Source organism: Thiothrix litoralis, assembly GCF_017901135.1.
Lineage (GTDB): Bacteria > Pseudomonadota > Gammaproteobacteria > Thiotrichales > Thiotrichaceae > Thiothrix > Thiothrix litoralis.
Genome location: NZ_CP072801.1, coordinates 2,263,139 through 2,276,308 on the forward strand (window position 1 = coordinate 2,263,139; position 13,170 = coordinate 2,276,308).

16 protein-coding genes are annotated in these 13,170 nt (G+C 53.1%); 6 read left to right on the forward strand and 10 right to left on the reverse strand.

What is annotated here, in order from left to right; translation table 11 throughout:
- Positions 1 to 27 precede the first annotated feature (27 nt).
- From J9253_RS10920 to J9253_RS10930, 3 genes are all read right to left on the reverse strand, one after another.
- Positions 28 to 711, reverse strand: coding sequence for a polysaccharide biosynthesis/export family protein (locus J9253_RS10920; protein WP_210221044.1), 684 nt, complete (start codon positions 709 to 711; stop codon positions 28 to 30).
- Positions 712 to 894: 183 nt separating this feature from the next.
- Positions 895 to 1,926 carry a UDP-glucose 4-epimerase GalE gene (gene galE / locus J9253_RS10925; protein WP_210221045.1) on the reverse strand — a complete coding sequence of 344 codons (1,032 nt, stop codon included), beginning with the start codon at positions 1,924 to 1,926 and terminating at the stop codon, positions 895 to 897.
- A 67-nt stretch (positions 1,927 to 1,993) separates the two neighbouring features.
- On the reverse strand, positions 1,994 to 2,410 hold the full coding sequence (locus tag J9253_RS10930) for a ComEA family DNA-binding protein (RefSeq protein WP_210221046.1): 417 nt from the start codon (positions 2,408 to 2,410) through the stop codon (positions 1,994 to 1,996).
- Positions 2,411 to 2,526: 116 nt separating this feature from the next.
- On the opposite strand from J9253_RS10930, the gene J9253_RS10935 reads away from it, so the two are divergent.
- Both J9253_RS10935 and J9253_RS10940 read left to right on the forward strand, forming a co-directional pair.
- Complete coding sequence (locus J9253_RS10935) at positions 2,527 to 3,183, forward strand: hypothetical protein (protein WP_210221047.1); 657 nt, start codon at positions 2,527 to 2,529, stop codon at positions 3,181 to 3,183.
- 3 nt (positions 3,184 to 3,186) lie between these two features.
- Positions 3,187 to 4,365 (forward strand): glutathionylspermidine synthase family protein, encoded by a 1,179-nt coding sequence (locus tag J9253_RS10940; protein ID WP_210221048.1) that lies wholly within the window; start codon positions 3,187 to 3,189, stop codon positions 4,363 to 4,365.
- 7 nt (positions 4,366 to 4,372) lie between these two features.
- On the opposite strand, the gene J9253_RS10945 is transcribed toward J9253_RS10940, so the two are convergent.
- From J9253_RS10945 to J9253_RS10965, 5 genes are all read right to left on the reverse strand, one after another.
- Positions 4,373 to 5,416 (reverse strand): cytochrome-c peroxidase, encoded by a 1,044-nt coding sequence (locus J9253_RS10945; RefSeq protein WP_210221049.1) that lies wholly within the window; start codon positions 5,414 to 5,416, stop codon positions 4,373 to 4,375.
- A 141-nt stretch (positions 5,417 to 5,557) separates the two neighbouring features.
- The gene (locus J9253_RS10950) at positions 5,558 to 6,772 is read right to left on the reverse strand and encodes an ABC transporter permease (RefSeq protein WP_210221050.1); all 1,215 of its coding nucleotides are present in this window, start codon (positions 6,770 to 6,772) and stop codon (positions 5,558 to 5,560) included.
- Complete coding sequence (locus J9253_RS10955; protein WP_228291356.1) at positions 6,772 to 7,488, reverse strand: ABC transporter ATP-binding protein; 717 nt, start codon at positions 7,486 to 7,488, stop codon at positions 6,772 to 6,774. Before J9253_RS10955 ends, J9253_RS10950 begins: the two co-directional genes overlap by 1 nt.
- Positions 7,485 to 8,810 carry an efflux RND transporter periplasmic adaptor subunit gene (locus J9253_RS10960; protein WP_210221051.1) on the reverse strand — a complete coding sequence of 442 codons (1,326 nt, stop codon included), beginning with the start codon at positions 8,808 to 8,810 and terminating at the stop codon, positions 7,485 to 7,487. Before J9253_RS10960 ends, J9253_RS10955 begins: the two co-directional genes overlap by 4 nt.
- Before the next feature lie 12 nt (positions 8,811 to 8,822).
- The gene (locus J9253_RS10965) at positions 8,823 to 10,184 is read right to left on the reverse strand and encodes an efflux transporter outer membrane subunit (RefSeq protein WP_210221052.1); all 1,362 of its coding nucleotides are present in this window, start codon (positions 10,182 to 10,184) and stop codon (positions 8,823 to 8,825) included.
- A gap of 164 nt (positions 10,185 to 10,348) precedes the next feature.
- On the opposite strand from J9253_RS10965, the gene J9253_RS10970 reads away from it, so the two are divergent.
- From J9253_RS10970 to J9253_RS10980, 3 genes are all read left to right on the forward strand, one after another.
- On the forward strand, positions 10,349 to 10,858 hold the full coding sequence (locus tag J9253_RS10970) for a DUF4405 domain-containing protein (RefSeq protein WP_028490157.1): 510 nt from the start codon (positions 10,349 to 10,351) through the stop codon (positions 10,856 to 10,858).
- 68 nt (positions 10,859 to 10,926) lie between these two features.
- Positions 10,927 to 11,163: a FitA-like ribbon-helix-helix domain-containing protein gene (locus J9253_RS10975; RefSeq protein ID WP_028490158.1), complete on the forward strand. Its 237-nt coding sequence runs from the start codon at positions 10,927 to 10,929 to the stop codon at positions 11,161 to 11,163.
- Positions 11,150 to 11,566 carry a type II toxin-antitoxin system VapC family toxin gene (locus tag J9253_RS10980; RefSeq protein WP_028490159.1) on the forward strand — a complete coding sequence of 139 codons (417 nt, stop codon included), beginning with the start codon at positions 11,150 to 11,152 and terminating at the stop codon, positions 11,564 to 11,566. Before J9253_RS10975 ends, J9253_RS10980 begins: the two co-directional genes overlap by 14 nt.
- A gap of 13 nt (positions 11,567 to 11,579) precedes the next feature.
- Here J9253_RS10980 and J9253_RS10985 read toward each other — a convergent pair whose 3' ends face one another.
- Together J9253_RS10985 and J9253_RS10990 are read right to left on the reverse strand one after the other, a co-directional pair.
- A complete protein-coding gene (locus tag J9253_RS10985; protein WP_210221053.1) occupies positions 11,580 to 11,996 on the reverse strand; it encodes a type II toxin-antitoxin system VapC family toxin in 417 nt (138 codons plus the stop codon).
- The gene (locus J9253_RS10990) at positions 11,993 to 12,238 is read right to left on the reverse strand and encodes a type II toxin-antitoxin system prevent-host-death family antitoxin (protein WP_028490161.1); all 246 of its coding nucleotides are present in this window, start codon (positions 12,236 to 12,238) and stop codon (positions 11,993 to 11,995) included. Before J9253_RS10990 ends, J9253_RS10985 begins: the two co-directional genes overlap by 4 nt.
- Positions 12,239 to 12,483: 245 nt before the next feature.
- Here J9253_RS10990 and J9253_RS10995 point away from each other — a divergent pair, with 245 nt between their 5' ends.
- Positions 12,484 to 13,170, forward strand: coding sequence for a response regulator transcription factor (locus J9253_RS10995; protein ID WP_028490162.1), 687 nt, complete (start codon positions 12,484 to 12,486; stop codon positions 13,168 to 13,170).

A 13,170-nucleotide genomic window follows, 5' to 3' on the forward strand; every position in this document is an offset into this window, starting at 1 on the left:
GCTATTTGCCCGTGAGAGTGCTAATGCTTAACGAAACAAGGTGAATGGTGACAGTAAACCACCTATACCACCGTAATCCTGTACCGCTTCCTTGGTAGCTGAGGTATGCACCTGAATCTTGTCACCCGCAACTACCACTGGGTCAGCTACTTTGCCCATTTCCACTTCTGACAACAGCACGGTATAAGGCTTACCCCCCCGGAACACAGTGACATTATCTTTCACCGCCAGACGGCTCAAACCTTCCGCCAACGCAATGGCTTGTGTCAGCGTAGTATCACCCGCCAGTGGGTAAACGCCCGGCTTATTGACTGCACCTGAAACGGTGATTTTGCTGGCAGTAGATTCTTTCACCAACACATTCACTTGTGGATTGTGCATGTAATCCTTTTCCAGACGGGTAGCAATCTGCTTTTCCAACTGGCTCGCAGACAAACCCTGCGCCCGTACTGTGCCGATCAAAGCGAGGGTGATATTGCCATTGTCATCAACACGTACTTCCTTAGAAAGATCTGGCACTTTGAATACGTCGATTTCCAGCAAATCCTGGGGTGCAATCCGGTCACTGCCTGAAGTGCCCGTTGGCAAACTGGCTGACGCTACACTCGCGGTAGAACCCGGCAAAGCCGAGTGCTGGGGGATATTATTGGAACAGGCTGACAGAATCATCGCAGCCAAAAACGGAAACATTAATTTCCAAGTCACTTTCATGGGAATCTCCCTGATAATATTTTTAACAATTTAGTGGGATAAGGGGTTAGCCTTCTTCGCATCGGATACTAAATACCCTAACGATCATTCGCGACACCCGATGGTCTGAACGTAAACAATCCGCAGACAACAGGACTATAGACCAAATTGACACTCGCTATCGTCTCTTATATAGCACAAACGTTAATTATAGCCCTGCGGATTATGCTTCTGCCAGTGCCAGGTATCTTGACACATTTCCACCAGATTTTTCTCGGCTTTCCAGTGAATCAATTGCTCAGCCAAAGCGGGGTCAGCATAACAACAGGCAATATCCCCAGCACGCCGCGCAACAATACGGTAAGGCACTTCACGCCCGCTGGCTTCTGCAAAAGCTTTCACCATATCCAGCACCGAATAGCCTTGCCCAGTGCCAAGGTTAATCAGCAGCAGGTTAGGCACATCCCCACGCAGAAAAGCTTCCAGCGCTTTCACATGGCCTTTTGCCAAATCCACCACGTGAATGTAGTCACGTACCCCCGTGCCATCGTGCGTCGGGTAATCACCACCAAACACGGACAGGTATTCGTATTGCCCCACGGCGACACGGGCGATATACGGCATCAGGTTGTTGGGAACGCCCTGCGGGTCTTCACCGATCTTGCCGCTTTCATGCGCCCCAACCGGATTGAAATAACGCAACAAAGCAATCTTCCACCCAGGGTCTGCCTTGTAAAGATCGCCGAGCATTTCCTCAATCATCAACTTGGAACGCCCATACGGGTTAGTAGCAGACAGCGGGAAATGCTCCTGAATCGGGGTGGTATGCGGGTCGCCATACACCGTGGCGGAGGAGCTGAACACAATATTCCTGACCCCATGCCGCTGCATCGCCTGTAATAGCGACACCGTGCCCGCGACATTGTTGTCGTAATAGTCCAGCGGTTTCTCAACCGACTCACCCACCGCTTTCAAACCGGCGAAATGGATGACGCTATAAATAGCCTGTTCCTTGAAAATCCTGTCGAGCAGCACCGGGTCACGAATATCGCCTTCGTAAAACGGAATGGTCGCTTGCCCGCTAATCTCGGCGACGCGGCGCAGTGATTCCGGCGAACTGTTACACAGATTATCCAGTACCACCACCTGAAAGCCTGCTGCCAGCAGCTCCACACAAGTATGGGAACCGATGTAACCTGCCCCGCCTGTTACCAGAATCATTTTGCTTGTTTGCATGTTGTTTGCCCTCGTGAATTGACAAGCGTAACGGCTGTTACGCCTGCCTTAGGGTAACAAAAATAGATCAGGACTTGTCTGCCTTAATTTCCGCTTTATTGGATACTTTGTCGGTTTTTACCGCAGCGTCCACTTTTTTATCGGCCTTGTCATCCTTCATATCAGCTTTGTCAGCAGTTGTGCCATTTTTCTCAGTTGATTTGCCAGCAACGGTAGCTGCACCTTCTGTCAGAGAAATGTCTTCTTTGATCTTATCGAACATTTTGTCGCCAATACCCGGCACTTCCTTAATTTCTTCCAGTGTCTTGAATTCGCCGTGCTCAGTGCGATACGCAATAATGGCTTCAGCTTTCTTGGCACCGATACCATTCAGCGAATCCAGCGCGGCAGCATCGGCGGTATTGATATTGACGGTTTCCGCCAAAACCAGCGGGGATACAAACAAGGAAACTAACAGGGATGTGATGGCAATTGTCTTTTTCATTGCGGACTCTCTTAAAATTTAATTTATTGTTAGGGTTTGTGCGTGCACCCGTGAATTATCGCGGTAAACTGCACATTCCACAGCTTTTCCAGACAATCGGCATGAGACCCATTCACATGAGCAAACCTTACATCAAACGCATTTTTTCTTATTCAATGGTAGGCAGCCTTGGGTTAACCATCCTTGCCAGCCTGCAAGGTTGCGGCGGCGACCAACCCTCTACCCCACCGCCGCAAAGCAACAACGCTGGCACGATTTCAGACGCGGCGAAAGGCGAAGGCATGTTTATGGTAATCCAGCAAACCGGTGCCAACCCCGATACCTACGAGCTGAAAGAAAAATACCCAGCAAGTGAAACCCGCGCCATCCTCAAAGATCTGAACGGGGCTGAACGCATCCTGACGGAAGCCGAATTGAAAGCCATGGCGGCGGCAGAAGCCAAAAGAGTCGAAGAGGGCACGTCCAACCTGACCCAGCCTGTTGCTGAAAATCAGGGTTTGGGTTTGGGTGAAACCATCCTCGCTGCCGCCGCAGGTGCCTTGATTGGCGGTATGATTGCCAACAAGCTGATGGGCAACTCCAATTACCAACAACACCAGCAACAACAAGCCAGCCGGGCGCAAACCTCCATCAGTCGCCCCAAAAGTGGTGGCATGGATACCCGCGCGGTCAATCCGAATCAAGGCCAACAACCCAAATCGGGCTTTTTCGGCAACAACAGCGGCACTTCCAACCCCAGCAACCGTTCCGGCACCAACGCATTCGGTGGTTAAATCATGATTCAACTGGAAAAAGTACAACCCATCAGCACCGCATTGATGGAAGAAGTGGGCATGACCTGGCATACCGATCTCGACGGCCAGCCCTATATCGCCGATGAAATCGTGCAAGTCACCGAAGCCGAAACAGAAGCCTATTACACCGCCGCCAATGCACTCTACGACATGTACGTGGAAGCCGCCCAGCACGTCATCGACAACGACCTGTTTCTGGCGCTCGACATCCCCTACAACCTCATCGACCCGATCAGGCGTAGTTGGGAAAACGACCACCGTCACCTTTACGGACGCTTCGATTTTGCGGGTGGTGTCGACGGCCTGCCGATCAAGCTGATTGAATTCAATGCCGACACCCCGACCAGCCTGTTTGAAACCGCCATCGTGCAATGGGCACTGCTCAAAGCCAACGGCATGAACGAAGCCGCACAATTCAACACGGTGTACGACAGCCTCGTGAAAAACTTCCAGCGTTTGGTCACAGGCGAGGCAGACCCGCAAACGTTCGGCGACGCTTACAACTTCCAGAACATCCTGTTTTCCAGTATGCGCGACCTGCCGGAAGACGAACGCACCGTGCGCTTCCTGCAACAAATGGCGAATGATGCGGGTTTCCAGACCGATTTTTGCTACATGGACGAAGTGGGCTTTCTGGAACAAGAAGGCATTTTCAACCCTGCCGGAACGCGCTTCGACTACTGGTTCAAGCTCTACCCGTGGGAAGGCATTGCCCTGCAAACCGACGGCATCAACGGCATTCTGGATGACATCACCCGCAATACCGATACAGTAATCCTCAACCCGGCCTACACCCTGCTGTTCCAGAGCAAGGGCATTATGAAAGTGCTGTACGACTTGTTCCCGGATTCGCCCTACCTGCTGGAAACCCGCACCGAAGTCTTGCAAGGCAAAAAACAGGTCGCGAAAAAAATGTTCGGGCGCGAAGGTGCCAACACCGTCATTTACGACGCGGCTGGCAATATCCTCAAATCAATCCCCGGCGAATACGACCGCTACCGCACCATTTATCAAGCATTTGCCGACTACCCGCAAGATGCGCAAGGGCGCAGCTATCAAGCAGGCGTGTTCTTTGCGTGGGAAGCCTGTGGACTAGGCTTCCGACGCGGCGGCGAGATCCTCGACAACCTCAGTAAGTTTGTGGCGCATCGGGTGAGGTGAGGGGTAATCAGGATTTCTTGTCAGCACCCTCAACCTTGGCAGCATCGCCCTTACCAAACGGGTCGGGGCGCGGCGTATCATTGGTGGAAGGCGCCATCACCGGCAAAGTAATCTCTGGCTGCTTGCCCGTCAGCGTCTTCAAGAAAGCGACGATATTGGCCGTTTCCTCATCATTAAACTTCTTACCCAACTGGATTTGCCCCATGATATGCACCGCATCTTCCAGCGTTTTAGCCGCACCATCGTGGAAGTAAGGGTAAGTCATTTCCACATTGCGCAAGGTGGGCACTTTGAACTTGAAACGGTCGGCATCCTGCTTGCTCACAGCCACCAGACCCTCGGCCTTGTTGTCAGTCTTATACGGTTCCACCAAACCCATTTTCTGGAAGCTCGTACCACCGACTGCCGGGCCGTTATGACAAGCCACGCAGCCGCTGTCCTTGAACAGTTTGTAACCTGCCAGTTCCTTGTCATCCAATGCCTTGTCGTCGCCTTTCAACCATTGGTCAAATTTGGAATCCGGCGTCACCAGCGTTTCTTCAAACGCGGCAATAGCGTCAGTCACCATACCAATGTCAATGGCCTCTTTACCAAACACCGTTTTGAACTCTTCCTTATAGGCAGGAATCGAGTCGAGCACCTTGGTCGCCAATTCGTGGGTAAACGCCATTTCGCCGGGGTTGGCAATCGGGCCGCCCGCCTGTTCTTTCAAGTCTTTAGCACGACCATCCCAGAATTGTGCCACGTTCATGCTGGAGTTGAGGACGGTTGGAGAGTTGATCGGCCCTTGCTGCCACTTGTCACCAATCGAGGTTTGCAGGTTATCTGTACCACCCAGACTTAGGTTATGGCAGGAGTTACAGGAAATAAAACCAGACTTGGATAGACGTGGGTCAAAATACAGCTTTTTACCCAACTCGACCATTTTAGGGTCTTTAACGACTGCTGCTTCAATCGGCTTGATCGGCTCGTCCTTGACCGTCCCTTCCGCCCATACTGCCGTGGCAACGCTAAATGCCAACAACGAAATCATCAGTGCCTTCGCTTTCATGACTATCTCCTACTTTTTTATGAGTAAATCTTTGCAGGGGTCATGTTAATCCTAAGCACCTGCACCGACTTGATGCAGGTCAAGAAATTCAGTATGTTCTAATATACTTTTTAGCTCATCATGATCGGTTTTCTAGATCGTTTACTCATGCCGTAAGGCATCAATCGGATCGAGCCGCGCCGCCCGCTTCGCAGGCATATACCCAAACAGCACGCCTATCCCCGCCGAAAATACAAACGACAACAAGTTGATACCCACGTTAAAGGTATACGGCACATTCATCACCTGTGACAATGCCAGCGACGCCAGCGTTGCCAGCCCAACGCCCACCGCGCCACCGAGGGAAGACAGCACCACCGCTTCAATCAAAAATTGCAGCAATACTTCGCGTTCCAGCGCCCCAATCGCCAAGCGGATGCCGATCTCGCGGGTACGTTCGGTAACAGAAACCAGCATGATATTCATAATGCCAATCCCGCCCACCAGCAAGCTGACCGAGGCCACCGCAGCCAATAACATCGTCAGGATCTGGGTAGTACCCGACAAGGCTTCGGTAATCTGCCGGGTATCCAGCACGTTGAAATTATCGTCCTTGTCATCCCCCAAACGGCGACGTTCGCGTAGCAGGCTGGTCAATTCCTCCGTCACACGGGTAATGTCGTTTTCACTCTTGACCGACACCTGAATACTGGAAACGTTCTGGTTGCCCGCCAAGCGCCGCTGTACCGCCTTGATCGGCATAATGACCGAATCATCCTGATCGCGCCCCATCGACGCCTGCCCCTTGGAGGCTAGAATGCCAATGATTTCGCAGGAAAAATTATTGACGCGCAAGCTGTCACCTACCGGCTGTTGCGTACCAAACAACTCCTTGCGGATGGTTTCACCGATCAGGCACACGGTTTGCCCTGCCTTTTCTTCTGCATCCGTGAAAGTACGGCCTGCGGCAATTTTCCAGCTTCCGGCAATGAAAAAGTCGTTGGTCGTACCAGTCACACTGGTTGACCAGTTGTTAGACATGGATACCACGGTGGCACTCTTGCTCACCTCTGGCGCAACCGCTGCAAGGCCGGAAATCTGGTTGCGGATAGCCTCCACATCTTCCAGTGAAAAGGGCGGCGAACCACCGCCACCGCCCCCCGGTGGCCCCATCATGCGTTGCCCGTTACGGATTTGCAGCAAGTTACTGCCCAAACTAGCCACCTGATTTTTAACTGCCTGAGTCGCCCCATTACCCAGCGTTACCATGGTAATCACGGCAGAGACGCCAATCACAATCCCTAAAATCGTCAGAAACGAGCGCAACAAATTGCGGCGGACTTCGCGCAAGGCGAGTAAAAAGCTGCTCCATAACATCAGGCAACCCTCCTTTTGCTATCAATGGCACGGTTGCGGATGTCGCTGTCAATATTGCCGTCAACGAAGTGAATAATGCGTTTAGCGTATTCCGCCATGTCGGGTTCATGCGTCACCATTAACACCGTAATCCCCTTGTCTTCGTTGAGCGATGTAAGCAAGGCCATGATTTCATTGCTGGTTTTAGTATCGAGGTTGCCGGTTGGCTCATCCGCCAGCAAGATGGTCGGGTTGGTGACAATCGCCCGCGCAATCGCAACACGCTGCTGCTGCCCACCGGAGAGTTCCGCCGGAGTATGATGCCCCCAGCCTTCCAGCCCCACCTGTCGCAGGGCAGCTTCGGCGGCGGCATGGCGATCTAGACTGGATTCGCCCCGGTACAATAGCGGCAACTCCACGTTTTCCTGTGCGGAAGTCCGCGCCAACAGGTTAAACCCCTGAAACACGAACCCCAGATAATGCCGCCGTAACAGGGCGCGTTCGTTGCGTGACAATGCTTCCACATGCACGTCGGAAAACAGGTATTCCCCACCGGTAGGCACATCCAGACACCCCAGAATGTTCATGGCGGTGGACTTGCCGGAACCACTCGGCCCCATGATGGCAACAAAATCGCCTTGGTCAATCGCCATGCTGACCTTATCCAACGCCTTGAAACTGGCCTGCCCTTGCCCGTAGGTTTTGGTAATGTCCCGCAATTCGATCAGGGCGCTCATGGTGCACTCCCGACACTTTCAGTAATGACCTGCATTCCCGCCTTCAAGTCACCACTGATGATCTCAGTCATTTTGCCATCGCTAATGCCAGTTTCGACATCCACCGCAAGCGGCGCATTGTTGTCCAATACCCATAGGGTTTGCATTCCAGCGACATGGGTAACCGTTTTTTCACTGTCATTAGTGCGTTTCTTTTGCCTCCCCATGCCGGGCGGACGCGGCATCAGCTTGGAAATAAAGCTGGTTTCAGCAGGTGCGTCGGGTGCAGCTTCGACGGTCGGGGTAAAGTGCAGCGCCGTGTTGGGAACCAGCAAAACGTTTTCCCGCGCATCCGTCTTAATGGTCGCCGTAGCCGTCATGCCGGGGCGCAAGGTCAAATCGGTGTTTTGCACTGCCAACACGGTGATGTAGGAAACCACATTGTCAGAAATACTCGACCCCAGACTGACGCGGGTCAGTTCTGCCAGATATTTGCGCCCAGGCCAAGCGTCCACGGTGAATTCGGCTGATTGCCCGGCTTTGACCTGACCGACATCGGCTTCATCTACCCCGACTTCCACCTCCATCTGTGCCAAGTCTTCCGCCAAGGTAAACAAGGTAGGCGCAGACAGCGATGATGCCACCGTTTGCCCCGATTCGACCGTGCGGGTCAGCACTACCCCGTCAATCGGTGAAGTGATGATGGCTTTGTCCAGATTGGTTTGCGCGGAACGCAAATCAGCCGCAGCGGAGGTCACTGTCGTCTTGGCCACTTCCTCATCGGCTTGGGCACGTTCCAGCGTGGCTTCGGCAGTATCCAGCTCAGACTTGGCAGGCAATTTACCACCAGAAGTATTGTACAGCTCACGCAACCGCGCCAGTTTGGTGCGGGCTTCCTTGATGCTGGCGGCGGCCTGTTTGACCTTGGCTTGGGCGGAAGCCAGCGCTGCTTTGCCTTTGGTAATGGTATCTTGCAACTGAGTGGTATTGAGGCTTGCCAGTTTCTGGCCTTTTTTGACCACTTCATTGGCATCCACCAAGACTTCATCAATCGTGCCGGACAGCTCCGTGCCGATGTCGACCTGATTTTTGGGTTGTAGGTTGCCGGTTGCTGTAACGGTCACGCTGAGGTTGCCCATTTCGGCGGGCGTAGTTTTGTAACTGGCCTGATGACTGGTTTGGGATTGCCCCATGAAATAATACCACGCGCCACCGGCGACCAAGGCGGCGACCAGCAAGGTAAACAGCCACTTGCCGCCATTACCCTGGCGTTTTTTCCTGCCACCGGCTGCCAGCACCGCTTTGACGGAGCTACTTGAAGTTGAATCGACTGTGTTACTCATAAAATGGTGCTCCTACCATGCGCCGCCGACGGCTTTGTAAAGGCTGATGATGGCCTGGGTATTATCGGCTTGTGCCGACAGCAAGCTTTCCTGTGCGCTCAAGACGGCACGTTGCGCATCCAGCACGTTCTGGAAATCGTCGATGCCTGCGTTGTAACTCAGTTGCGCCAGCAGATCTGCGCTGCGTGCCAGCTCTACGTTTTTCGCCAGTAAGGGCTGTTGCTGACGCAGGGCTTGCAGGGTGGAAAACGTATTCGCTATATCCTGTAACGCCCCCAGCACGGCTTTTTGGTAACTGGCAACGGCTTGTTCACGGGCGGCATCTTTCGCTTCAACCTGTTGTTTGAGGCGTCCGCCGTCAAACAAAGGCGCACTGATGGAGGCGGCAAGGGAACGAACAAGGCTACTCGTATCCAGAAAATCCACCAGACTCAGGCTGCTAAGGCCGAATGAACCACTCAAATTGAAACTGGGGTAAAGATTGGCTTTGGCTTCCCCTACCCGCAATGCCGCTGCGGTCACCTTGTATTCGGCTGCGCGAATATCGGGGCGTTGGCGGATGGCATTCGCTGGAATGTTATTGAGCAATTGCCCACCTGCCACAGGAATCGGTTTCGCAGTAGCCAAGCGGGTTTTGAGTGCGCCCGGTTCTTTGCCGGTGAGGATGGCGATGGCGTGTTGCGACTGGATAACGCTGTTTTCCAGAGCGGGGATTTGCGCTTGGGTTTGCCCAAGGCTCAGCCGCGCCTGATCTGTCTCTAAGCTACTGGCAAGCCCGGCTTGCTGTTTCAGGCTGATCAGGCGCACGGTTTCATCCCGCGAAGCAAGGCTTTGGTTCGATACAGCAAGGCGTGCCTGCGCCAGCCGTAAGTTGACATAGGCAGTGGCGACTTCAGCGGCGAGCGAGGCTTTGACATCCTCCAGACTCGCTTGGGTGGCTTGCAGGTCAGCGACAGAGGCGCGGTCGACCAGGTGATTGCCGCCAAAAATATCGGCTTCCCAACTGGCATCGAGGTTAGCGCTGTAGCTGTCACTGCCACTGCTGCGGCGGGTTGAGCCGCTGCTAGAGAGGCTGGGTAACAGGCTCGCACCGGCAATCACACGTTGCGCACGGGCAGCACGCAAACTGGCTTGGGCGGTTGTAATGTCGGGGCTGGCTTGCAGGGCTTCCTGAATCAGCGCGGTCATCAACAGGTCGTTGAAGCGTTGCCACCATGCGGCTTGGATGGGCTTGCGGGCAGCGGTATCGGCTGTCTGCACGCGGGTAGAAGCTTGCGGTGTTGCTGTATCCCGAACACTGGCGGCAGGAGTGCACGCATTCAGTGCCATACACACAGCCAGACTGGTCAACAGAATTCGCGGTGTCGAGGCCATAATCCTTGTTTCCTGATTATTAGTTTCCATAAGACAAGTGTGGCTCAAACAAACGTAAAGGTGGGTAAGTCTCATGTAAAGATATGTAAAACCCCTTTTTCCGTGAGCAAATGTCCGCAATCATGACGCCATTACAACTTTTCATGCTTGATTGGAGATTAACAATGGATACCACCACACTGCGTCGCTGGGCGACACCACTGACCATCGGCGCTTTCATCTTGATGGCGGTCACGGGCATTTTGATGTTTTTTCATGTGCAACTGGGCATTATCAAAGTGGCACACGAATGGCTGAGTTGGGCAATGGTCATCGCCGTTGGCTTGCACGTTACCCTGCACTGGAAAACCTTTAACCGCTATTTCACCCAGAAACCTGCAATGGCCGTCATTGGCTTGTTCATCGTGATCATGGTCGCTTCCATGCTGATACCGGGCAAGGATGAGGAACGCCGTGGCCCTCCGGGTGGACAGATGCAAGTCACTAAAGTACTGATGGCAGCACCACTCGATAAACTGGCAGGCGTTACCGGCAAAACGCTGGAAGGTTTACAGGCACAATTGCAACAACAAGGCTTGAAAGTCGATGCGACAATGGCTTCGTTGGGAGATGTCGCCCAGCAAAATCAGCGTAATCCGGTGGAAGTGCTGAATGGGGTGATTGGGGCGAACTAACAGGCTTCACCTATTCCAGCACAGGTGATAGCATTGATAGCGAATAGCGACTACAGGAGTGCTAACGCATGTCAAACTTGATTGTCCGAAAACTTGAACCCGAAATTATCGAAGCACTGAAACAACGTGCTGCCCGCAACGGCAGAAGTGCTGAAATGGAACACCGTGCCATTTTGCGGGAAGTGTTATTGGTACTGAAAAAACGTAGCTTGGCCGAAGTACTGGCTACGATGCCCAACGTCGGAACAGATGCGGATTTTGAACGCATCCAAGGTAAGCAACAGGTTTCCGATGTATTTGCTTGATACCAATGTCATCAGCGAAATCCGCAAGGGACAACGCGCCAATCCGGGTGTGCAAGCATTTTTCCAACACGTTACCCACAACCACGACAAGCTCTTTCTCTCTGCGGTAACGATTGGGGAATTGCGGCGGGGAATTGAACTGATCCGTTACCGTAACGATCATGTGCAGGCGCACCAACTGGAACAATGGTTGGAACAAATCCTAAGCGACTATCAAGACCATATAATCGGGCTGGATGCTGATGCAGCACAACTGTGGGGACGGTTGCGTGTCCCCCATCATGAACACGAGCTGGATAAGCTGATTGCGGCGAGTGCCTTGCTCTATGATTTGACGGTAGTAACTCGCAATGTGGATGACTTCGCGGGGACAAGCGTTAAGCTGCTGAACCCGTTTACTTGAGTACGTGACCTACCTAATCCCAAGGATTTATCAGTAATGCCCCCGTCGGCGAGAAATCATCAACGTTGCGTGTCATGACCCGTAAACCGTAACGAATCGCGGTGGCGGCGATCAAGCCATCCGCTACCGCGACTATTTTGCCAGCCTGTTGTGCTTTGGCGGTGATGTCGCCCCACACGCGCACGGTTTCCAAATCGACAGGTAAAATGCGTTCGCCATACTGTTGTTCTAGGGTTTCCAACCAATCACGCAAGGCACGTTTACGCTTACTTTCATCCAGCAAGGCAATACCTTTGGCAATTTCGCCTAGGGTAATCACACTGACAAAAAGATCGAAATCATCCAATACTTCTACCGCTGACTTTACTTGTGCCGGGCAATCTTGCTTGCGTAATTCAGATAAAACGCAGGTATCCAGCAACACTCTCACAGCTCTACCTCACGCATGGGAGACTTGTCGCGGGATAAGTCCAGCCCCTCCAAGCTCGGTGTATGATCCAACAAGAAACGTTTGAAGCTGGTACGTTTACCGGTCAAACGTTGATAATCCGCCAATGACAACACGACTACCGCCTCATCGCGGCGGGAAACTTGTTGCGGCCCCTCGCACAAAGCACGGTTGACCACTTCACTGAACCTGTTTTTAGCATCTGCCAAGCGCCATTGCATCATATTTACCCACCTCGTTTAATCTAGCCAATCTAGCTATAATTATCAAATTAAGCTCATCAGAGGTCAAGTAAATACATTAGCCGAGTAAATCCCCGTGTTGCAAAACATCTGGTCGGGCATCATCACAATGGTGTCGAGCAAACCAAAACCACCGCAAAGCCCGTGTAAAAAAATGTAAAACCCCGCCCCCACCCCACGCATTCGCCGTATGATTCAAGCTATACACTCACACTGGCACAAGCACCATGAGCAAACTATTACTGGTCGACGACGACATCGAACTCACCACCATGCTGGCGGAATATCTGGAACGCGAAGGTTTCAGCGTCACCACCGTGCAAAATGGTGAGGCTGCTGTGCGCGAAGCCCTCAATGGTGACTACGCACTGGTAGTGCTGGATGTAATGATGCCCGGCATGAGCGGCATTGAAGCCTTGAGCCGCATCCGCACCCACAGCAAGATGCCCGTGCTGATGTTAACGGCACGCGGTGACGACATCGACCGTATTATCGGGCTGGAACTGGGCGCAGACGATTACGTACCCAAACCGTGTATGCCGCGTGAACTGGTCGCCCGTATCCGCGCTATCTTGCGACGTACCAGCAACGATAATGCAGCCATGAGCCATGAACCCTTGCACGTCGGCGAACTCAGCCTCCACCCCGACAAACGCCAAACCCTCTGGCACGGGCAAGCGCTGGAACTCACCAGCACCGAATTCAACCTGCTGGAAGTATTGGCACGTCAGGCAGGGCAAACCGTCAGCAAAGCCGATCTTTCCACCCACGGGCTAGGCCGGGCGCTTACCCGTTACGACCGCAGCATTGACGTACACATGAGCAGCATCCGCCACAAACTCGGCAACCTGCCGGACGGGCGTTCCTGCATCCAGACCGTGCGCGGCGTCGGCTACCAACTGATCGGGGAATAA